Source organism: Bordetella genomosp. 7 (assembly GCF_002261415.1).
In the GTDB taxonomy this organism is placed as follows: Bacteria; Pseudomonadota; Gammaproteobacteria; order Burkholderiales; family Burkholderiaceae_B; genus Bordetella_A.
Genome location: NZ_NEVI01000001.1, coordinates 354,782 through 375,250 on the forward strand (window position 1 = coordinate 354,782; position 20,469 = coordinate 375,250).

The window sequence follows — 20,469 nt, forward strand, 5'->3', positions numbered from 1 at the left end:
AGCCCCTATCGGTGGAATGCCCTGGATTAGCCAGCTTCCCGTCAATTCCGTTGCTTACCTTTTCGTGCGTTCTTGTTGACTTGCCCGATCGTTGTGAAAATTGCTGCCCCACAAACGATAGAGCAAGCACGCAACGATGACGCTTACCCTGCCCGAGCCCGTTTCTGTTTACCTGAAAATCGCCAATGGCGTAGACATTGAAGATGTCGTCCATGTGTTCGCACCCGATGCAGTGGTCTTTGATGAAGGCCGCACGCATCGCGGGCACGATGCCATCAAATCGTGGCAGCGCGAGGCGCAGAAGAAGTTCACTTATACGGTGACGCCCGTCAGTGTTGCCCCTGTAGGAGACCGGCTCAAGGTCGTGACCCGTGTCGCGGGCGACTTTCCGGGCAGCCCGGTGCAGCTCGACCATGTGTTCGGCCTGGTCGAAGGCAAGATCACCTCACTGGAGATCAGCTGATGTCCAAGGGCCGCTTCGATCTCACCAACGGTTGGAATCTGCTGCGCATCGCCGCTGGCGCATTTTTCTTTCCGCACGTTGCCGGCAAGTTCGTCGGCTTCACTACCATCAACCCCATGGTGCTGGGTTTTTTTGAAACCGCCGGCTTTTCGCCAGCGGCCGCCTTTGTGTGGTTGGCTGCCGTGCTGGAAGCCGTGGTCGGCGTGGCGCTGGTGTTGGGCATTTTTACTCGATACGCAGCATTGGCGGGCGCGTTCATCCTCCTGACAGCCGCGTACGCATTGCATAGCGTTACCGGCTTTAAAGGCTGGGTCTGGAACAGCGGGGGCTACGAATACCCCGTGTTCTGGGCCATCGCCTGCCTGACTGTCGCATTGGAAGCGTTTCGCCAGCGGCGCGGCAGCCTGCGCGCAGTCGAGCCCCTGGCAGCCGCATAAGACACACGCTGTGGCGCGCAACGCGCGCCCGGCAAGGCGCTTTCCCGCGGAATGCAAAAATCACTTTGAAGGGTAGTAATGTCTATAGATTTTGAGCAAGAGAAACGGCTCGCCGAGATCGGCGGGTCGACCATGTCGTACCTTGATATCGGGTCGGGGCCGACGGTGGTTTTAGGGCACAGCTATCTCTGGTCTGCCCAGATGTGGGCGCCGCAGATCGCGGCGCTGTCCGAGCATTGCCGCGTCATCGTGCCGGAGCTCTGGGGGCATGGCAAAAGCGCCGCCATGCCGCCCGGCACGGCTGATATTGGGCATCTGGCCCGGCAGCATCTTGAACTGCTCGACCGGCTCGGGGTTGAGAACTTCGTTGTCGCCGGGCTTTCGGTGGGCGGAATGTGGGGCGTCGAGCTCGCTTTGCAGGTTCCTGACCGCGTGTCGGGGCTGGTGCTGCTGGGCACGTTTTTCGGCAGCGAGCCTGCGCCGTCCAGGGAACGCTATTTCTCCATGCTCAAGACGGCCGAGTCGGTCGGTGCGGTGCCGGAGGCCATCGTCGACGCGATATTGCCGTTGTTCTTCAGCGCCACATCGCTGGCGCATCGCCAGGACCTGATCGACATGTTCCGCCAGGGGCTGCGCCAGGCCAGCCGCGAAGATATCGTGCAAAGCATTGTTCCCCTGGGTCGGATGATTTTCGGGCGGCGCGATGGGCTGGCCGATCTGCGCAGGCTGACCATGCCCGCGCTGGTCGTCACCGGCGAGCAGGATCGTTCGCGGCCGCCCGCAGAGGGCAGGGCGATGGCCGAGACGCTGGGCTGCAAGTTCGTCGAACTGGCGGGCGCCGGCCATGTGTCTTCGCTGGAGACGCCCGACGAAGTTACCGAGCTTCTGGCCGCCTTTATACAAAAAGCCGTCCGCTGACACGCAGCGGGCCGGCGCGTGGCCGGCGCAAACGCCGTTGCGCCGGCCACCTTAGTATTTTCCCGATAGAACAGCTTGCGCCATATTTGTTCTATTGACCCTACATTAAGAGAATCCTAGAGTGCATGCACTATGGGAACCTCTCTGCCGCTCCCGAAGTATCACCAGATCTATCTTGTGCTGCGCGAGCAGTTGCAGGAAGGGCGCTACGACCACGACGGCGTGCCGGGCGAGCATGCGCTGGCGGACCAGTTCGGCGTCGCCCGCATCACCATCCGCAAGGCGATGGAAATGCTGGTGACTGACGGCCTGGTGTCGCGCCGGCCCGGCCGCGGCACGCGCGTTATCCGGCCGGCTGCCGGGGCGCACGCGTTGCCGCCCGATGACGCGCACAAGGCCCATCTGACCGGCCTTCTGGAAAACATCGTCAACATGGGGTTGCGCACCGCCGTGCAGGTGCTCGACAGCGAGCGCGTCGGCGCCACGCCGGCGGTGGCGCGCGAGCTCGAGATCCAGGCGGGCGCTGCGGTGCACAAGAGCCTGCGGGTGCGCAGCACCGACGCGGGGCCGCTGTCATATATCACCACCTATGTGCCATGTTCGGTTGCGGATTTCAGCCGCGCCGACCTGGAGCACCAGCCGCTGCTGATGCTGCTGGAAAGCGCGGGCGTGGAGTTCGGCGTGGCCACGCAGACCATCAGTGCGCGGCTGGCCGACGCGCAGGTGGCGCGGCACCTGGACGTGGCCGTGGGCTCGGCGCTGCTGGCCGTTACGCGGCTGGTGCGCGACGTGCACGACCGCCCGGTGCAGTTGCTGCAGGGGCTGTATCGCCCCGACCGCTATCAGTATCAACTACAGCTGTCGCGCGTTGGCAGTATCGACGCCAAAGTCTGGGTCAGCGAAGAGCTGTCCGCCCAGTTCCACTGATAAAAACGGAGATCTACCCATGACTACGCGCCGCATATTCCTTGCCAGATCCGCCGGGGCGGCCGCCATGATGGCGGCGCCGTGGATGGCCCGCGCGCAATCCGCGCAACCCGTGAAAGTGGGCGTGCTGCACCCGGTTACCGGCGCGCTGGCCTATTCGGGCCAGCAGTGCCGCCTGGGCGCGCTGCTGGCCATCGAAGACATCAACAAGGCGGGCGGCATCAAATCGCTGGGCGGCGCGCCGCTCGAGGCGGTGCTGGGCGATGCGCAGTCGCGCCCCGAGGTGGGCTCGGCCGAGGTCGAGAAAATGCACTCGGCGGGGGTGTCGGCCATTGTGGGCGCCTATGCGTCGGCCATCTGCCTGGCCACGACGCAGGCGGCCGCCAAGTACGGCCTGCCCCATGTCGTGGACGTGGGCGTGGCCGACCAGATCGTCGAGCGCGGGCTGAAGAACACGTTTCGTTTCGGGCCGGGATATCGCAGTTGCACCGAACGCGCCATCGCCGACCTGGTGGCACTGAACGACGCGGCGGGCAAGCCGGCCAAGACAGTGATGATCGTGCACGAGGACTCGCTGTTCGGCACGGGCACGGCCGCGCTGTTGTCCAAGGCGTTGCCCGGGCACGGCTTCGAGATCACCGAAGTGCTCAAGCATCCCAACCCCACCCGGGATTTCAACAATATTGTGCTGCGCATGCGCTCGGCGCGGCCGGACATCGTAATCCCCGCCAACTATTACAACGAATACGCACTGCTCTTGCGCGCCATGAAGCAGCAGAAGGTGCAGCCCAAGGCCATTTATTCGGTGCTGGGCGGCGCGGCGTCGAGCTACAAGTTCCTGAAGGAATTTCCCGATGTGGCCAACGGCATCCTGGACTGCAACCACTGGTTCAATCCCAAGGATGCGCGCGTGGCGCCGTTGAAGGCCCGGGTCGAGGCCAAGGACGCTTATTTCAGCTATGAAGTGTTCATGACCTACACCAGCATGTTCCTGCTGGCCGACGCGCTGGAGCGCGCCGGGTCGGCCGACCGGGCCGCTGTCACGCAGGCGCTGGCCGGCAGCACGTTCGCAGACCACTTGATGCCGTACGGGCCCACCAAGTTCGTCGACGGCCAGAATACCGGCGCGCGGCCCTTGCTGACGCAGGTGCTCGACGGCGACATCAAGGTGGTTTTTCCTGAAGAGTACCGCCAGGCGCAAGCCGTGTTTCCCTTGAAGGCCTGACGCCGTGCTGCTGGACCCGGCGATCCTGTTCACGGCGCTGCTCAACGGCCTGACCACCGGCGCGGTGTACGCGCTGGTGGCGCTGGGGCTGACGCTGATCTACGGCGTGCTGCACATCATCAATTTCGCGCACGGGGCCGCCCTGATGGTGGCCCTGTACGCGGTGTACTGGCTGAAAGTCAGATTGGAAATCGACCCGTATGTGGCGCTGCCGCTGGTCATGGCGGGCATGTTCGGGCTGGGCTACGCCCTTCAGCGTGTGGTGATCAGCCGGGCCAGCCACGGCAAGGACGAGAACATTCTGCTGGTGACGCTGGGCCTGGCCATTGTGCTGGAAAACCTGGCGCTGGTCTGGTTCAAGTCGGATACGCGCAGTATCGATACGCCCTATACCTTGTCCACGGTCGAGATCGGGCCGGCTTTCATCGCGCTGCCCAAGCTCATGGCGTTTGCCGGGGCGCTGGTGGTGGCGGCGGCGTTGTTGTGGATGATCCGCCGCACCGACCTGGGCCGCGCGATACGCGCGGTGGCCCGCGAAAAGCAGGGCGCCAAGTTGATGGGCATCGATGTCGAACGCGTGTATGCCTTGTCGTTCGGCATCGGCATGGCGTGCCTGGGGGCGGCGGCATGCTTTCTGTTGCCGGCATATTACGTCAACCCGCAGGTGGGAAGCGGCTTTGTGCTGGTGGCCTTTACCATCGTGGTGCTGGGCGGCATGGGCAGCTTTGCCGGCGCGCTGGCCGGCGGGCTGCTGGTTGGCGTGGTCGAGTCGGTGGGCGGGCTGCTGTGGGGCGATACGTTGGGGCAGATGGGCATCTTCGCCATCTTTATCCTGGTGCTGCTGTTCCGCCCGCAGGGTTTGTTCGGAGCCCGGGCCTGATCATGAAAGACTTGTATGCCGTGCTGGTGTTCGGTGTGGCCGTGGCGGTTGCCGCCACGATGATGCAGTCGGGTGTGGCCCTGACGTTCATCATGATGACGCTGTACGCCACGCTGCTCGCGCAGGCATGGAATATTCTGGGTGGCTATGGCGGGCAGTTGTCGTTCGGACATGCGCTGTTCTTTGGCGTGGGTGCATATGGGCAGGCGCTGGGGCAGCTCAGCCTGGGCCTGAACCCGTGGCTGGCGTTGCCGCTTGCCATCGCGCTGGGCGCCGGGGCGGGGCTGGCGGTGGGCGGGCTGACGTTCCGCTACGGCTTGCGAGGGTCTTATTTCGCGCTGGTGACGCTGGCGTTCGCCGAGGTGTTCCGCATTCTGGCGGTGTCGGTGCCGTTTACCGGCGGCGGCGTCGGGTTGATGGTGCCGCTGCAGGAAGGCGCGGCAAACATGCAGTTTGCCACGCGCCATGGCTATATCTACTTGTTGCTGGCGTTTGTGATGCTGGCCCTGCTGGTGACGGCATGGCTGAGGCATTCGCGTTTTGGCGCGTACCTGCAGGCCGTGCGCGACAACGAAGACGCCGCCCGCGCGGTGGGCATCGATCCCTTGCGCATCAAGTTGGGCGGCATAGGGTGGTCGGCTGGCTTCATGGCGGCCGCCGGCGCCTTTTATGTGCAAGTGTTCCAGTACATCGACCCCGGCATCGCATTCGGGCCGGCCGTCTCCGTCGAGGCGCTGGTGGGCGCCATCGTGGGCGGGATGGGCACGTTGTGGGGGCCGGTGCTGGGCGCGCTGGCGCTGCATCTGGTGGCCGACCTGACACGCAACCTGTTTGGCGAACTGCCCGGCATCAATATGGTGATCTACGGGGTAGTGCTGATCCTGATCGTGATGTTTGCGCCGCGCGGCGTTGCCGGCGCCGGCATATCGGCCAGGCGCCTGCTGGGCGCGGGGGAGCGCCGCCGTGGCTGATACGCTGCTGCAGGCGCGCAACCTCTCTATCGCTTTTGGCGGCCTGAAGGCGGTGCAGGACGTCAGCCTGGATGTGCCGGCCGGGTCGCTGACGGCGCTGGTCGGGCCCAATGGGGCCGGCAAGACGACGCTGTTCGCGCTGCTGTCTGGCTTTTTGAGCCCATCGCACGGCCGGGTGGTGTTCGCGGGCCGCGATATTACCGGCATGCCGCCGCAGCAGGCCGCGCGGCTGGGCCTGACGCGCACGTTCCAGATCGTGCAGCCCTTCGGGGCGCAGACGGTGCGCCAGAATATTGCCGTGGGCGCGCACCTGCGGCTGGCCGATCGCCGGCAGGCGCTTGAGGCCGCCGAAGATATCGCGCGGCGCGTCAATCTGCAGGCCCATCTGGACAAGCCCGCCGCGGACCTTACCGTGGCCGGCCGCAAGCGCCTGGAGCTCGCGCGCGCCCTGGCGACTCGCCCGCGGCTGCTGCTGCTGGACGAGGTGCTGGCTGGTCTGAACCCTTCGGAGATCGACGACATGATCCCGGTGTTGCGCCAGGTGGTGGCCGACGGCGTAGCGGTGCTGATGATCGAACATGTGATGCGTGCCGTGATGAGCCTGGCCGAACACGTCTGGGTGCTGTCGCAGGGGCGGCTGATCGCGCAGGGCGCGCCCGCCCAGGTGACGCGCGACGCCCCGGTCATCGAGGCATACCTGGGGCATGGCGCCGCCCGGCGCCTGGCGGCGATGGGGGCGGCGCAATGACGGCGTTGCTGGAAGTCAGCGGCCTGCGCGCGGGCTATGGCCGTACCGAGGTGCTGCGGGGCGTGGACTTGCGGGTGGATGACGGCGAGATCGTGGTGCTGCTGGGCAATAACGGCGCCGGCAAGTCGACGCTGAATAACGCGGTGTGCGGCCTGTGCCGCCCCTGGAGCGGCCAAGTGCGTTTCGATGGTCAGGAAATTGCAGGGCGCCACTATCGCGACATCGTGCGTGCGGGCTTGATCCAGGTGCCCGAGGGGCGTCGTGTCTTTCCCAACCTGGATGTGCGCGAAAACCTGGAGCTTGGCGCTTATGCGCGGGGGCGCGGGCAGCGCGCCCGCAACCTGGACAAGGTGCTGGACATCTTTCCGCGGCTGCGCGAACGCCTGGGCCAGCGCGCGGGCACGATGTCTGGCGGCGAACAGCAGATGCTTGCCATCGGGCGCGGCCTGATGGCCGAGCCGCGGCTGTTGATACTGGACGAGCCGTCGCTGGGGCTGTCGCCGCTGATGGTGGACGAGATGTTCGGCCTGATCGGCCGGCTGCATGCCGAAGGGCTGTCGATACTGCTGGTAGAGCAGAACGTCGCGCAGTCGCTGGAGGCCGGCCAGCGCGGTTATGTGCTGGAAGAGGGCGCGGTCCGCTACAGCGGGCTTTGCTCCGAGTTGCTGGCCAGCGACGGCGTGCGGCGCGCCTACCTGGGAATGTAGCCATGCCGCAGGCCCGCCACCGGTTTCTTTCTCCTATTGCGCTGGATGTCTGCCATGCTTGATCCCGTTACCCTGGCCGTACTGAAAGGGCGCCTGGAACAGATCGCCGACGAGATGGACGCGACGCTGTACCGCAGCGCCTTCAACCCCATCATCGCCGAGGCCCATGATGCCTGCCACGGCCTGTACGATGCGGCCACGGGCGCTACCCTGGTGCAGGGTAAGTCGGGCCTGCCGGTGTTCGTGGGCGCGATGTCGTTCGCCGTGCAGGCGGCCGCGCGCGCCGCCGCGGGGCGGGGCGGCATGGTCGAGGGCGACATCTGGCTGTTCAACGATCCGTACGACGGAGGCACGCACGCCAACGATTTCAAGCTGGTGCGGCCCGTCTTCCGGCACGGCAGCCTGTTCTGCTTTCTGGCGTCGGCCGCGCACTGGCATGACGTGGGCGGCGCCGTGCCGGGCAACTACAACCCTGCCGCCACCGAGTGCTGGCAGGAAGCGGTGCAGATACCGCCGGTGCGCATCGTGCGCGCAGGCGAGCTGGACGAGGACGTCCTGGCCATTCTCAAGGCCAATACCCGGCTGCCGGACAGTCTGTGGGGCGACCTGAACGGGCAACTGGCCGGCCTGGACCTGGGCGCACGGCGGCTGCAGGCCCTGCTGGACGAATACGGCGACGCCGCCGTCAAAGAGGCGCTCGACACACTGCGGCAGCGCGCCCAGCGCCTGATGCGCGATCACGTGCGCCGCTTGCCCGACGGCGAATACCGGTTCGAGGACACGCTGGACAACGACGGCGTGCGCGACGAGCCCCTGCGCATTGCGCTGACCCTTACCGTGCGCGGCGACCAGCTGGTGCTGGATTTTTCGCAGACGTCGCCCGCCTGCGCGGGCCCGGTGAATATTTCGCGCGCGACGGCCATTGCTGCCTGTTATGTGGCGTTGAAGCATGTGTTTCCCGACGTGCCCGCCAACGCCGGCGTGCTGGACGCGGTAGAGGTGGTGCTGCCTGATGGCCTGCTGATCTCGGCTACGCGGCCGCGACCGGTGGGCGGCTATACCGAGACTATCCTGCGCATGATAGATGTGGTGTTCTGCGCCATGGCGCAGGCGGCGCCGGAGCGCGCGCCGGCGCAGGCCTATGGCACCATCAATGCGCTGTCCATCGCCGGCTATCGCAGCGATGCGCCACGCCGCGGGCAGCGCTGGGTGATGTTCAGCTTCTTCGGCGGCGGGCACGGCGGCAGCAGCGACGGCGACGGCCTGAGCCATGGCAACGCGCCGATTTCCACGGCTACGATCCCACCGCTGGAAATACTGGAAGCGGTCTATCCCATACGCTTTACCCAGTGGGCATTGCGGCCCGACTCGGCGGGCGACGGCACGTATCGGGGCGGGCTGGGCGCCGTCTACGAGATCGAACTGCTTGAAGACAGCGCCGAGGCATTCATTTTCGGCGAGCGCGGGCGCAGCGCGCCCAAGGGTATCGCGGGCGGGCAGGCGGCGGCGCCCAATGTGTTCCGCTATCAGCAGGACGACGGCTGGCATGCGCCGCCCATGGCTTCCAAGATGCTGGGCATCGCGCTCAAGCGTGGCCAGCGTGTGCGCCTGGAGACGCCCGGCGGAGGCGGCTATGGACCGCCGCAGGCGCGCAGCGAGGCCGCGCGCGGGCATGACCTGGTCATGGGTTATGTGACGGACAAGAAGCAGGAGCAAGCCGTATGAGCACAGCGCAGCCGTCCCTGGTGGTGGGCGTGGACGTGGGCGGCACGTTTACGGATCTTTTCGTGCTGGACGAGCGGCGCGGCACGGCGGCGGTGGTCAAGGTGCCGTCCACGCGCGGCGACGAGTCACGCGGTTTCATGGATGGCGTCGCCCGCGCGACGGACGGGGCCGGCTCGATCGCCACCATTGTGCACGGCACCACGGTAGGCACCAACGCACTGCTGGAGCGCAAGGTGGCGCCTACGGGCATTATCACGACGGCGGGTTTTCGCGATGTGCTCGAAATGCGCCGGCGCGACCGCCCCCACACGTGGGGTCTGCGCGGCAACTACGTGCCCGTGGTGCCGCGCAACCTGCGCGTGGAGGTGGACGAACGGGTGCTTGCCGATGGCACCGTGCACACGCCGGTGGATGTGGAGCAGGTCGAGGCGGCCGCGCGCGAGCTGCTGGCGCGCGGCTGCGTGGCGGTTTGCGTGTTCTTCATCAACGCGTACGCCAACCCTGTCAACGAAGCGCGGGCGGTGCAGCGCGTGCGCGCCATGTGGCCCAACGGCTACGTTACCGCGGCCACCGAGGTGCTGCCGGAAATCCGCGAGTTCGAACGCTGTTCCACCGCCACGTTGAACGCGGCGTTGCAGCCCGTCGTGGGCGGCTATCTGCAGCGCCTGGAAGCCGATCTGCAGGCGCAGGGTTTTGCCGGCGAGCTGCTGATCGTGCAGAGCAATGGCGGCGTCATGTCGCGCCAGACCGCCTGCGATGTGCCGGTGCGCACGGCCCTGTCGGGCCCGGCGGCAGGGGTGATCGCGTGTGCGGCCATCGCGCGGGCCGCCGGGGTGCCCGACGTGGTCACTGGCGATATGGGCGGCACGTCGTTCGATGTGTCGCTGGTGTCGGGCGGCCAGGCGTCGCTGTCGGCGCAGACGTCCATAGAGTTCGGCATGGTCGTGCGCGCGCCCATGATCCAGATCGAAACCATAGGCGCCGGGGGCGGTTCCATTGCAAGCGTGGACGCGGGCGGGCTGCTGCAGGTGGGGCCCGAGTCGGCCGGCAGCAACCCCGGGCCGGCATGCTACGGGCGCGGCAATACGCGGCCCACCGTTACCGATGCCAACGTGCTGCTGGGCCGCATAGCCGCCGACCGCCCGCTGGGGGGCGGCCTGCTTGCGCAACTGGACATCGCGCAGGCCCGGGCGGCCATCGCACGGCACGTGGGCGAGCCGCTGGGCCTGGACCCTTGCGCCGCGGCCGAAGCGATCCTGACGGTGGCCAACGCCAAGATGGCCGGCGCAGTCCGGCTGGTGTCGATCGAGCGCGGCCATGACCCGCGCAAGTTTGCCTATATGCCCTTTGGCGGGGGCGGCGCACTGCATGTATGCGCCATGATGCGCGAAGTGGGGTGCACGCAAGGCATCATCCCGCGCTATCCGGGCGTGACCTCGGCGCTGGGCTGTGTCATGGCCGATATGCGCCACGACAGTGTGCAAACCTTGAACGTGGCCCTGGATGCGCTGGACGTCGATAGCCTGGACGCCCGCATCGACGCGATGGCGCAGGCCTGTCAGGCGCGGCTGGATTCTGCCGGCGTGGCGTTCGAAACGGTGCGCGAGGATATCGAGCTCGACATGCTGTACGCAGGGCAGAGCCACACGGTGTCGGTGGCATTGACGCGTTCGACGCTTGCGCGCGTAGCCATCGCGGCGGCCTTCGATGCGGCGTATCGCCGCGCGTATGGACGCGTGCTGCCGGGCATCGCGGTGCGCGTTCTGAACCTGCGCTATGCGCGCATCGGCGTGCGCCCCAAATTCGATCTTGCCGTCCTGGGCCCCACCGGGAAAACCATGCCGGCCCCACTGGGCACGCAGGCGGTCTATCACGGCGGCCGGTGGTGGGATGCCGTGCGCTATGGCCGGCTGGACCTGCCCGCAGGGGCCGCGGTTGCGGGGCCCGCCGTTTTCGAGCAGCCGGACACGACCATCTGGCTGGAGCCCGGTTTCACGGCCAGAGTGGATACGTTGGGCAATCTGCTGATCACCCCCGCCATGCAGGAGCAGCCATGCACATGACAGACCCACGGAAAACGGCGCTGGTCATCGTCGATCTGCAGAATGACTTTCTGTCGCCGGGCGGCGCTTACGACCGGGGCGCCGCAGCCACCGCCGAGGCCCGCGCCGTGCCCGCGCGCGTGGCGCCGGTTGCCCGGGCCCTGAAGGCGGCGGGCGGCTATGTGGCCGCCAGCCTGTTTACCCTGTGGCCCGATGCGCGCGGCGAACCCATGATCTCGCCGCATCTGAAGCAGCTGCGGCCGTTCCTGGGCAGGGGCGACTTCGTGGCAGGCAGCCCCGGCCACGCCTGCGTGGCCGAGCTTGATGGGCTGGTGGACGTGGCGGTATGCAAGGTCGCGTATTCGGCTTTCTTCAACACGCAGCTGGACTGGGTGCTGCGCCGTACGGGCATCGACCATGTGGCGATATGCGGCATCGTCACCAATGGCGGCGTGGCCAGCACGGCGCGCGACGCGCACATGCGCGACTACCGGGTAACGATACTGGCCGACGGCTGCGCCGCGCCGCGCCCAGATCTGCATGACGCGGCGCTGGCCGATCTGCGCTCGGTGGCCGACATTGCCGGCTGTGACGATATGCTGGCGCGGCTGCGCGCGTGACGCGCCGCGCCGTTGCCGGATTCAGCCCTTAAGCCTGCGCCAGCGCCTGCTCCAGGTCTTCGAGCAGGTCATCGATGTGCTCGATGCCGAGCGACAGGCGCACCATGCCTTCGGTGACGCCCGCTTTGGCCAGTTCGTCGGCGTCGAGCTGCCGGTGCGTGGTGGACGCGGGGTGGGTGGCCAGAGACTTGGCGTCGCCGATGTTTACCAGGCGCGTGAACAGTTTCAGCGCATCCAGGAAGCGCGCCCCGGCCTCGCGGGCATTGTCACCCTTGATGCTGAACGACAGGATGCCTGACGCGCGGCCGCCGGACTGCTTCTGTACGATGGCGTGGTCCGGATGGTCTTTCAGCCCCGCGTAGCGCACCCATTCCACCTTGGGGTGCTTCTGCAGAACCTCAGCCACTTTTTGCGTGTTTTCGCAGATGCGGTCCATGCGCAGCGGCAGCGTTTCGATGCCCTGCAGGATCTGGAAGGCGTTCTGCGGCGAGATCGCCGCGCCCATGTTGCGCAGCGGCACAACGCGCGCGCGTCCGATATAGGCCGCGGGACCGAATGCTTCGGTATACACCACGCCGTGATAGCTCACGTCGGGCTCGTTCAGGCGCTTGAAGCGTTGCTTGTGTTCGGCCCACGGGAATTTCCCGCTGTCGACGATGGCGCCGCCCACGCTGGTGCCGTGGCCGCCCAGGTATTTGGTCAGCGAGTGCACCACGATGTCCGCCCCGAACTCGAAGGGCCGCAGCAGGTAGGGCGTGGGCACGGTGTTGTCCACGATCAGGGGCACGCCATGAGCATGCGCCACGTCGGCCAGGGCGCGGATGTCGGTGACGTTGCCCAGCGGGTTGCCGATGGATTCGATGAAAACGGCCTTGGTCTTTTCGTCGATCAGCTTGCCGAAGCTTGCCGGGTCGCGCGGGTCGGCGAAGCGGACTTCGATGCCTTGCTGCGGGAAGGTATGCGCGAACAGGTTATACGTGCCGCCATACAGAGTGCTGGCGCTGATGATGTTGTCGCCGGATTCGGCCAGCGTCTGGATGGCGGCCGTGACGGCGGCCATGCCCGAGGCCATCGCCAGCGCGCCGACGCCGCCTTCCAGCGCCGCGACGCGCTGTTCGAGCACGTCGGTAGTGGGGTTCATGATGCGCGTGTAGATATTGCCCGCGACTTTCAGGTCGAACAGGTCGGCGCCATGCTGGGCGCTGTCAAACGCGTAGGCGACAGTCTGATAGATGGGGACGGCCACCGATTTGGTGTTGGGGTCGGGCGTGTAGCCTGCATGTACTGCGAGCGTCTCGATTCTCATAGTTATCAAAAGCCGGGTTGATCCACAGGTTAAAAAAGCCGCTTGTCCGCGATGGCCGGCGCCGCGAGCTGGGCGCCGGTCCGCTCTGGCAGCGGAGTAGCGAAGCTTGGGATAGTACATGCCCCGCGCCGCACGCGTCCGCGAAGGCGGCCTGATCCGGCCAGGCGGTCGACGGCACGTGACGCTATGTTACGTACAAATTCTTTTGCCATCGGATATTTTCAACGAAAATAGCCAGCGCGCTTTTGCGCGTACCGTGCCGCCCGTATCGACTCCATTGCATGGGACGACATCGCCTTCAATTGCATCACCCCCATTACAGGCCGCCGCGCATCGCCCACCCGCAGCGTGCGGCCTTGCCACGCCGGAGGCGGTCGTGCTGCGGGTAGTGCTGGTCGACGACGAAGCTCCCGCGCGGCGCTATCTGCGCCGCATGCTCGAATCGCTTGAAGGGCCCCAGGTGGTCGGCGAAGCCGACTGCATGCACAGCGCCATCGAAATCGTCAACCGGCAGAAACCGGATGCGATCTTTCTCGACATTGAACTGACGCGCGGCACATCGTTCGACGTGCTGAGCGCGCTCGAATGCCAGCCCTGCATCGTGTTCGTGACGGCGTATGCGCTGTATGCCACGCGGGCTTTCGAAGTGGGCGCCGTCGACTACCTGTTGAAGCCTGTGGGCCCGGACAGGCTGCGCCAGGCGGTGCAGCGGCTGTATACGCGCCTGAACCGCCCGTGGGGCGATGCATCGTTCCTGACGGTGCGCAACCAGGGCCACAGCCAGCTTATCCGGACAGACACGCTGGCGGCGCTGGTGGCGCAGCGCGATTATGTGAAGCTGCATGCGCCGCAGGGCGAGACCTTCCTGATGTACACCACCCTCAAGGGCCTGTTGCCGCAACTGGGCACGCTGCCTTTCGTGCAGGTGTCGCGCTCTGTGGTGATCAATATGGAACAGGTGGGCCGAGTGGGATCCGAAGGCGGCCTGGCTGCCCAGGTCGAGTTCCTGAATGCTGCCTTGCCCGTGCAGCTGGGGCGCACGGCTTACGTGCGCTTGCGCGAAGCGCTCGATGAGCGCTCGCGCGCCGCGTGACGGCGGCGCGCGAGCGTGTGCGTTGGGTCAGCGGCCCGGGGTCGAGTGTTGCGAGGTATCCAGAACATCGTCTTCGGGCGCGATCACGCCCGGGTCGCCGGGTTCCGCAATGGCGCGCCCCTGGCGGGGGCGGCCGGCGACGTCGGGGGCGTTGTCGGGCATGGGCATCTCGCGCGTGCCCTGTCGCTTGTCCGCAGGCGATTCCGGACGCTGGTTGCCGGCGTGTTCGGCCGGCAGGGACTCTCGTGCGGTTTTGTTCATGATGGCCTCCATCAGTACGGGCGGCGCCTTGCGGCGTCGGGATAAGCCCATGGTAGGCGGGCCGCGGCGCGACAGGGTTGTCGGCTTGTGTCCTTTGCAAGGGGCTGTTGCAGTGTGGGGCCTCTTATAATCCCCGCATCGCCACTATCTGTTGCGCGCCGCCTTGACCGATCCTGTCGAACGCTCTGTTTCCGCCGAACTCGTCGCCGTGCTGGTGGCCGTCACCCAAGGCCAGCCGCGTGTGCTGACCACCGAAGACGCCAGCGCGCTGCCCGCCGGCCCCTTCGAACTGGAACACCGGTCGTTGCAGGCAGGGCTGCGAGCCTGGGTCGAGACCCAGACGCATCATCCCCTGGGCTATATCGAACAACTCTACACATTCGCCGACCGCGACCGCTCCAATGACGACGGGCGGCGCGTGATTTCGGTCAGCTATCTGGGATTGACCCGCGAAACGGGCGAGACGGGCGTCGCGCAGGTGGGCTGGCAGGACTGGTACCGCTATTTCCCGTGGGAAGACCGTCGCGACGGGCCTCCGGCGGTGATCGGCGAATTGATCGGCCCCAGCCTGATGGCATGGGCACGCGCGGCCGGCGACCGGGCCACCCAGGCGTACCGCCGCCAGCGGGCTGCGCTGACATTCGGGCTGGATGGGGCCGCCTGGAATGAAGACATGGTGCTGCAGCGCTACGAACTGCTGTTCGAGGCCGGCCTGGTGCCCGAAGCAACCCGTCGCGCGGCAGGCGACGTACGCGCTGCCGGGGGAGCAATGGCGCCGGGGCAGGCCATGCGCCATGATCACCGCCGCATTCTTGCCACGGGCATGGCGCGCCTGCGGGCCAAGATCAAATACCGGCCGGTGGTGTTCGAGCTGATGCCGCCCGCCTTCACCTTGTTGCAATTGCAGACGGCCGTCGAAGCGCTGGCGGGCCGTGGCCTGCATAAGCAGAATTTCCGGCGCCTGATCGAACAGCAGGCGCTGGTGGAAGACACCGGCGATATCGCTACCGGCGCCGCCGGCCGGCCCGCCAAACTGTTCCGCTTCCGGCGCGACGTACTGCTCGAGCGCGCCATCGCCGGCAGCAAACTGCCCCTGGCCCGCCAGCCGGAATAAGCCACCTTCGGCTTTCCACGCCCGCTCGTGGCGCGGAATCTGCCACCGGTCCGCTACCCCGCCCGGCAGATTCGCGACACCGTGTTGCTGGCTCGCCCCGGCACATTCGCGACACCGCGTTGCTGGCTCGCCCCGGCACATTCGCGACACCAGCCTTGCTGGCCCGCGCTGTATGTACTCTGGTGTCTGACTCCCGCAGGGTGTCTGACACCAGACACACAGCATCGACCCCTTGACATGAATTATGCTCAGCAATAGCATAATTGTTCCGGCACACGCCGGTTTTTCTTCACTCAACAAATACTCTTAGTGAGCATATCCATGGCCGCTGCCACGACCGTCGAATCCGCATTGCCCGTCGCGCCTTTGCCCACCGTGATGATCGAGCCGCTGGTGCGCGCGGCATTGCAAGAAGACCTGGGGCGGGCGGGCGACCTGACCACTGACGCCATCGTGCCGGCCGACACGCACACGCGTGCGCGCCTGGTCGCACGCCAGGACGGCGTTCTGGCAGGCTTGGACCTGGCACGCCTGGCGTTCCGGCTGATGGACCCCGCTATCGAAGTGCGCGCCGCACTGGCCGACGGCGCGCGCTTGCGGCCCGGCGCCGAGATCGCCGTCATCGAAGGCCCGGCGCGCGCCATGCTGACGGCCGAGCGCACCGCGCTGAACTTCCTGTGCCACTTGAGCGGGGTGGCCACGGCCACCGCAGCCATTGCCGATGCAATCCGGCCGCACGGCGCCAAGGTTACCTGCACCCGCAAGACGCTGCCCGGCCTGCGGGCGGTGCAGAAGTACGCGGTAAGGGTGGGCGGCGGCAGCAATCATCGCCACGGCCTGGACGATGCAGTGCTGATCAAAGACAACCACGTAGCGGTGGCCGGTGGCGTGCGCCAGGCCGTGCAGCGTGCGCGCGCTGCCATCGGGCATCTGGTGAAGATAGAGCTGGAAGTCGATACCCTGGAACAGCTGGACGAGGCGCTCGAGCTTGGGGTCGACGTGGTGCTGCTCGACAATATGGACCTGCCGACATTGCGCGAGGCGGTGCGCCGCGCCAAGGGGCGGGCCGTGACGGAAGCGTCAGGCGGCATCACGCCGGACACGGCGCCCGCCGTGGCGGCCACCGGCGTCGACCTGATGGCGATAGGCTGGCTCACGCACAGCGCGCGGGCGCTGGATATCGGGCTGGACAGTTGATGGGCGCGGCGGCGCTTCGGTGCGCGCCTGCCCGCCTGCAAGCGCCGCTGTCCATCGGAGCCGGCCGTCAGGCCGTTGCCGTTTTTACCTGCGCCTCGAGTTGCGCTTTCAGATCGGGCGGCAGTTTCAACTGGCGGGCCAGCTCGTCCAGATAGGCGCGCTCCATGAAGCTTTCTTCGTCCACCACCAGCAGGCTGGCCAGGTACATTTCGGCCGCCATTTCGGGGGTTTGCGCACCGGCGGCCACCGCTGCCGGGTCGAGCGGGCGGCCGAGCTCGGTTTCCAGCCACTGTTTGTCGGCGGCATCCCCCGACAGCTTGCCCAGTTCGGTTTCCAGCAGCTGGCGTTCTTCGGGGCCGATATGCCCGTCGGATTTTGCCGCGCCGATCATGGCCGACAGAATCGCCAGGCTATGTTGCTCGGCCTGGGCGGGGGGCAGCCGGTCAAGCGTCTGGGGCGGCTGGGCGTCAGGCTGAGCCTGCTTGCGCTGCCAATCGCCATAGGCGCGGTACGCCAGAGCGCCCAGCGCCGCCATGCCGCCGTACATGGCGACCTTGCCGCCGATTTTGCGGGCCTTCTTGCTTCCCATCAGCAGGCTCAACGCGCCTGCCCCCAGCGCGCCCCCACCCAGGCCGGCCAGAAACGACGGGGCGTGTGCCGAAGCACTGGCCGACTGCGCGCGCGCGGTGGCGTCGCGAGCCAGGCTCTGGCCGGATTGCAGAAGTTGATCGAGTAACTGGCGGGCGCTCATGCGGGCTCCTTCATCATGCGAATGTGGTCAGGTCAGACCGGCAACCGGTGCCAGAGTTCAGTTGCACATGTATACATGCGTTTGCCTGGCGCGACGCGCCCCGGTTGGCAGATACGCCCGGCCGGCTCGCCCACGATGGGGCAGGGAAGTGCTACAAAGACTGGGGCGGCCGCCCGGCCGCTTTGCCGGAGACACTGATGACGATACGCATACGCCAGAACGCCCCCCGCAGCCTGCAGTTCACGGCCACGGCCGAGGGGCATGCGCTGCCCCTGGACATGCCGCAGCCGCAAGGGGCGGGCCCCGATCCGCACGACTATTTCGATACGGCGCTGGGCGGGTGCAAGGCCATGACGGTGATGCTGTATGCCCAGCGCAAGGAAATCCCGCTGGAATCGGTGGACGTCGACGTCGTGCGCGACGCCGGGGAAGAACGCAAGGGCATATACCGGCTGACAGCCAAGCTTACGCTGCACGGCCCGCTGAGCGACGCGCACATCGACGAACTGTTCGCCGTGGCAGAAAAATGCCCGGTGCACAAATTGATGACCGCGGTAGACGTGCAAGTATCCACCCTGGTGGTGCGCCCAGCCTGAGGCCTGGCGGGAGCCGACTTGTCGGTGTCAGACACCCGCCGGGTGTCAGACACCCCCACCGCCTAGCGCAACAACCCGAGTCCCAGCCGCCGAAGCCAGCCTACCGGTGTCTGACTCCCGAAGGGTGTCAGACACCCCCACGGCTAGCGCAACAACCCGAGTCCCAGCCGCCGAAGCCGGCCTACCGGTGTCTGACTCCCGAAGGGTGTCAGACACCGGTAGGCATTCAGCCTTCCATGCCCGCCGTCACGGTGGAAAACCCCGCGTCGACATGCGTGATTTCGCCCGTGACGCCGGCCGCCAGATCGGACAGCAGGAACGCCGCCACGTTGCCGACTTCTTCGATTGTGACGTTGCGGCGCAGAGGCGCGTGGCTTTCGACGAACTTCAGAATGGCCGAGAAGTCCTTGATGCCGCTGGCGGCCAGCGTCTTGATGGGGCCGGCCGAAATGCCATTGGCGCGGATGCCTTGCGGGCCGAGCGCCGAGGCCAGGTAGCGCACGCTGGCCTCCAGCGACGCCTTGGCCAGGCCCATGGTGTTGTAGTTGGGAACGACGCGCTCGGCGCCCAGGTAGGTCAGCGTCAGCACGGACGCCTGGCGGCCTTGCATCAGGGGCAGCGCCGCCTTGGCCATGGCCGGGAAACTGTACGCCGAAATGTCGTGCGCGATGCGGAAGCTCTCGCGCGACAGGCCGTCCAGGAAGTTGCCCGCAATGGCTTCGCGCGGCGCGAAACCGATGGAATGCACCAGGCCGTCCAGCCCATCCCAGCGCTTGCCCAGTTCGGCGAAGGCGGCTTCGATCTGGCTGTCTTCGGCGACGTCACAGGGCAGCACGATGTCGCTGCCGAATTCGGCGGCGAATTCGCCTACACGGTCTTTGAAACGATCGCCCACATAGGTGAAGGCCAGTTCGGCGCCCTGCTGGTGGCAGGCCTGCGCGATGCCGTAGGCAATGGATCGGTTGGAAAGCACCCCGGTAACCAGGATGCGCTTGCCGGCGAGAAAACCCATGTGTGTTGTCCTTAGAATCCGTGCGGAAGGCCGCTATTTTAGAGCGTATCGGCGCAGGGCAGGCCTGGGCCCGCCCCGGTTCGCATCAGCCCCGCGCGTCGGTGCCGGGGATACGCAGTTGCGAGCCTATTTTCAGGTTGGTGCCCTTCAGGTTGTTCAGCGCGCGCAGCGTGTCGACGGTCGTGCCGTAGCGGCGGGCCAGCGCGAACAGCGTGTCGCCGGCCCGGACTTTGTGGGCCCGCACGTTGGGGCGGCTGCTGCGGCGGGCAGAGGGCGAGGTGCGCGCCGGCGCCGGCTCCAGCGCGCCGGCAGGCGTGGACAACGACGCAAGTTGCACCCCGGCCGGCTGCCCGCTGCTGGGCACCAGCAACGTGCCGCCGCTGGCCGTCTTGCGGCGGGCAGGCACGCCGTTGGCCCGGCGCAGCTCGGCCTCGGAAATGCCGTGGCGCTTGGCGATGGCTGCATACGACTCGCCGCGGCGCGGCTGGTATACCTTCCAGGAACTCAGGTCGCCCTTGTAGGCCAGCAGGTTGGCGTTGAAGGTCGCCACGCGGTCGGTGGGCAGCAGCAACGTCGGCTGGTGTTCGCCGCGGATGACCGGGCGGTTGTAGGATGGGTTCAGCGCCTTGAATTCCTCAAGCGGCATCTCGGCCAGGCGCGCCGCAACCTCGACGTCGATGTCGCGGTTCTTGCGCACCATGGCGAAATACGGGGAATTTTCAACGGGGGGCAGCGCAACGGCGTACTTGCGGGGGTTGGCGATGATGTTCTTGATGGCCTGCAGCTTGGGAACGTAGTTGCGCGTTTCTTCGGGCATGTCCAGCGACAGGTAGTCCGATGGACGGCCGGCCGCCTCGTTCTTTGCCATGGCCCGCTGCACCGAACCTTCGCCCCAGTTGTACGAGGCCAGGGCCAGGTACCAGTCGCCCTGCATTTCGAACAGCTTTTCCAGATAGTCCAGCGCCGCGTAGGTCGAGGCGATGGGGTCGCGGCGTTCGTCGCGCCACCAGTCTTGTTTCAGGTTGAAGTACTGGCCCGTGGTGGGCACGAACTGCCACAGGCCCGAAGCTTGCGAGCGGGACAGCGCCGTGGGGTTGTAAGCGCTTTCCACGAACGGCAGCAGGGCCAGTTCGGTGGGCAGGCCGCGGCGGTTGACTTCGTCAACAATGAAATAAAGGTACTTGCCCGCGCGTTCGGCCATACGTTGCACGGATTCGGGGTGGGCCGCGTAGTAGTCGGTCCATTCCTGGGCAAGCTGGGTGTTCAGGTTGGGGATGGCGAAACCGCGGCGGATGCGATCCCAGGCGTCGGCGGGCGGGCTCGTGAGGTCGACAGTGCGGGATGTGTCCTGGGCCACATAGGGCCCTTGATTGGCAGCGTCGACCGCCTGTACCGGTTGGCGAGCGGTGCCGGCGCAGCCGGCGAGCAAGGCAAGAACAATAGGTAGCAGTAGTCGTAACAGGATCATCAGGGGGC

General features: G+C 66.6%; 21 protein-coding genes. 16 read left to right on the top strand and 5 right to left on the bottom strand.

Annotation, left to right across the window (positions count from 1 at the left end; genetic code table 11):
- The first annotated feature begins 136 nt into the window (after positions 1-136).
- The 12 genes from CAL18_RS01595 (at position 137) to CAL18_RS01650 (ending at position 11,663) form a co-directional block, all read left to right on the top strand.
- Positions 137-463 carry a nuclear transport factor 2 family protein gene (locus tag CAL18_RS01595; protein WP_094817209.1) on the top strand — a complete coding sequence of 109 codons (327 nt, stop codon included), beginning with the start codon at positions 137-139 and terminating at the stop codon, positions 461-463.
- The gene (locus tag CAL18_RS01600; RefSeq protein ID WP_094817210.1) at positions 463-900 is read left to right on the top strand and encodes a DoxX family protein; all 438 of its coding nucleotides are present in this window, start codon (positions 463-465) and stop codon (positions 898-900) included. Before CAL18_RS01595 ends, CAL18_RS01600 begins: the two co-directional genes overlap by 1 nt.
- A gap of 78 nt (positions 901-978) precedes the next feature.
- The gene (locus CAL18_RS01605) at positions 979-1,818 is read left to right on the top strand and encodes an alpha/beta fold hydrolase (RefSeq protein WP_212589920.1); all 840 of its coding nucleotides are present in this window, start codon (positions 979-981) and stop codon (positions 1,816-1,818) included.
- A gap of 132 nt (positions 1,819-1,950) precedes the next feature.
- Entirely contained in the window at positions 1,951-2,745 is a 795-nt protein-coding gene (locus tag CAL18_RS01610; protein ID WP_094817211.1) for a GntR family transcriptional regulator, read from the top strand.
- A 19-nt stretch (positions 2,746-2,764) separates the two neighbouring features.
- On the top strand, positions 2,765-3,970 hold the full coding sequence (locus CAL18_RS01615) for an ABC transporter substrate-binding protein (protein ID WP_094795856.1): 1,206 nt from the start codon (positions 2,765-2,767) through the stop codon (positions 3,968-3,970).
- Between the two features lie 7 nt (positions 3,971-3,977).
- Entirely contained in the window at positions 3,978-4,850 is an 873-nt protein-coding gene (locus tag CAL18_RS01620) for a branched-chain amino acid ABC transporter permease (protein WP_026639326.1), read from the top strand.
- Between the two features lie 2 nt (positions 4,851-4,852).
- The gene (locus CAL18_RS01625; protein WP_038852237.1) at positions 4,853-5,821 is read left to right on the top strand and encodes a branched-chain amino acid ABC transporter permease; all 969 of its coding nucleotides are present in this window, start codon (positions 4,853-4,855) and stop codon (positions 5,819-5,821) included.
- Positions 5,814-6,569 (top strand): ABC transporter ATP-binding protein, encoded by a 756-nt coding sequence (locus CAL18_RS01630; protein WP_026639324.1) that lies wholly within the window; start codon positions 5,814-5,816, stop codon positions 6,567-6,569. Before CAL18_RS01625 ends, CAL18_RS01630 begins: the two co-directional genes overlap by 8 nt.
- Positions 6,566-7,276: an ABC transporter ATP-binding protein gene (locus CAL18_RS01635; RefSeq protein WP_026639323.1), complete on the top strand. Its 711-nt coding sequence runs from the start codon at positions 6,566-6,568 to the stop codon at positions 7,274-7,276. The genes CAL18_RS01630 and CAL18_RS01635 overlap by 4 nt, the downstream gene beginning before the upstream one ends.
- A gap of 54 nt (positions 7,277-7,330) precedes the next feature.
- Positions 7,331-9,001, top strand: coding sequence for a hydantoinase B/oxoprolinase family protein (locus CAL18_RS01640; protein ID WP_094817238.1), 1,671 nt, complete (start codon positions 7,331-7,333; stop codon positions 8,999-9,001).
- Complete coding sequence (locus CAL18_RS01645; protein ID WP_094817212.1) at positions 8,998-11,064, top strand: hydantoinase/oxoprolinase family protein; 2,067 nt, start codon at positions 8,998-9,000, stop codon at positions 11,062-11,064. The genes CAL18_RS01640 and CAL18_RS01645 overlap by 4 nt, the downstream gene beginning before the upstream one ends.
- Entirely contained in the window at positions 11,055-11,663 is a 609-nt protein-coding gene (locus CAL18_RS01650; RefSeq protein WP_094817213.1) for a cysteine hydrolase family protein, read from the top strand. Before CAL18_RS01645 ends, CAL18_RS01650 begins: the two co-directional genes overlap by 10 nt.
- A gap of 28 nt (positions 11,664-11,691) precedes the next feature.
- Here CAL18_RS01650 and CAL18_RS01655 read toward each other — a convergent pair whose 3' ends face one another.
- Positions 11,692-12,969, bottom strand: a complete 1,278-nt coding sequence (locus CAL18_RS01655; protein WP_026639319.1) for an O-acetylhomoserine aminocarboxypropyltransferase/cysteine synthase family protein — start codon at positions 12,967-12,969, stop codon at positions 11,692-11,694.
- Between the two features lie 376 nt (positions 12,970-13,345).
- Here CAL18_RS01655 and CAL18_RS01660 point away from each other — a divergent pair, with 376 nt between their 5' ends.
- Positions 13,346-14,062: a LytR/AlgR family response regulator transcription factor gene (locus CAL18_RS01660; protein ID WP_170940269.1), complete on the top strand. Its 717-nt coding sequence runs from the start codon at positions 13,346-13,348 to the stop codon at positions 14,060-14,062.
- A gap of 27 nt (positions 14,063-14,089) precedes the next feature.
- On the opposite strand, the gene CAL18_RS01665 is transcribed toward CAL18_RS01660, so the two are convergent.
- Positions 14,090-14,323 carry a hypothetical protein gene (locus CAL18_RS01665; RefSeq protein WP_094795923.1) on the bottom strand — a complete coding sequence of 78 codons (234 nt, stop codon included), beginning with the start codon at positions 14,321-14,323 and terminating at the stop codon, positions 14,090-14,092.
- A gap of 163 nt (positions 14,324-14,486) precedes the next feature.
- Between CAL18_RS01665 and CAL18_RS01670 the strand changes: the two genes are divergently transcribed.
- Both CAL18_RS01670 and nadC read left to right on the top strand, forming a co-directional pair.
- On the top strand, positions 14,487-15,437 hold the full coding sequence (locus tag CAL18_RS01670) for an NUDIX hydrolase (RefSeq protein WP_051423722.1): 951 nt from the start codon (positions 14,487-14,489) through the stop codon (positions 15,435-15,437).
- Positions 15,438-15,758: 321 nt separating this feature from the next.
- Positions 15,759-16,634 carry a carboxylating nicotinate-nucleotide diphosphorylase gene (nadC, locus tag CAL18_RS01675; protein ID WP_094817215.1) on the top strand — a complete coding sequence of 292 codons (876 nt, stop codon included), beginning with the start codon at positions 15,759-15,761 and terminating at the stop codon, positions 16,632-16,634.
- 67 nt (positions 16,635-16,701) lie between these two features.
- On the opposite strand, the gene CAL18_RS01680 is transcribed toward nadC, so the two are convergent.
- Entirely contained in the window at positions 16,702-17,385 is a 684-nt protein-coding gene (locus CAL18_RS01680; RefSeq protein ID WP_094795862.1) for a tellurite resistance TerB family protein, read from the bottom strand.
- Between the two features lie 197 nt (positions 17,386-17,582).
- On the opposite strand from CAL18_RS01680, the gene CAL18_RS01685 reads away from it, so the two are divergent.
- The gene (locus tag CAL18_RS01685) at positions 17,583-17,981 is read left to right on the top strand and encodes an OsmC family protein (protein ID WP_094817216.1); all 399 of its coding nucleotides are present in this window, start codon (positions 17,583-17,585) and stop codon (positions 17,979-17,981) included.
- A 226-nt stretch (positions 17,982-18,207) separates the two neighbouring features.
- Here CAL18_RS01685 and fabI read toward each other — a convergent pair whose 3' ends face one another.
- On the bottom strand, positions 18,208-18,993 hold the full coding sequence (gene fabI / locus CAL18_RS01690) for an enoyl-ACP reductase FabI (protein WP_026639312.1): 786 nt from the start codon (positions 18,991-18,993) through the stop codon (positions 18,208-18,210).
- 85 nt (positions 18,994-19,078) lie between these two features.
- Complete coding sequence (locus CAL18_RS01695) at positions 19,079-20,461, bottom strand: transglycosylase SLT domain-containing protein (protein WP_094817217.1); 1,383 nt, start codon at positions 20,459-20,461, stop codon at positions 19,079-19,081.
- Between the last annotated feature and the right edge of the window lie 8 nt (positions 20,462-20,469).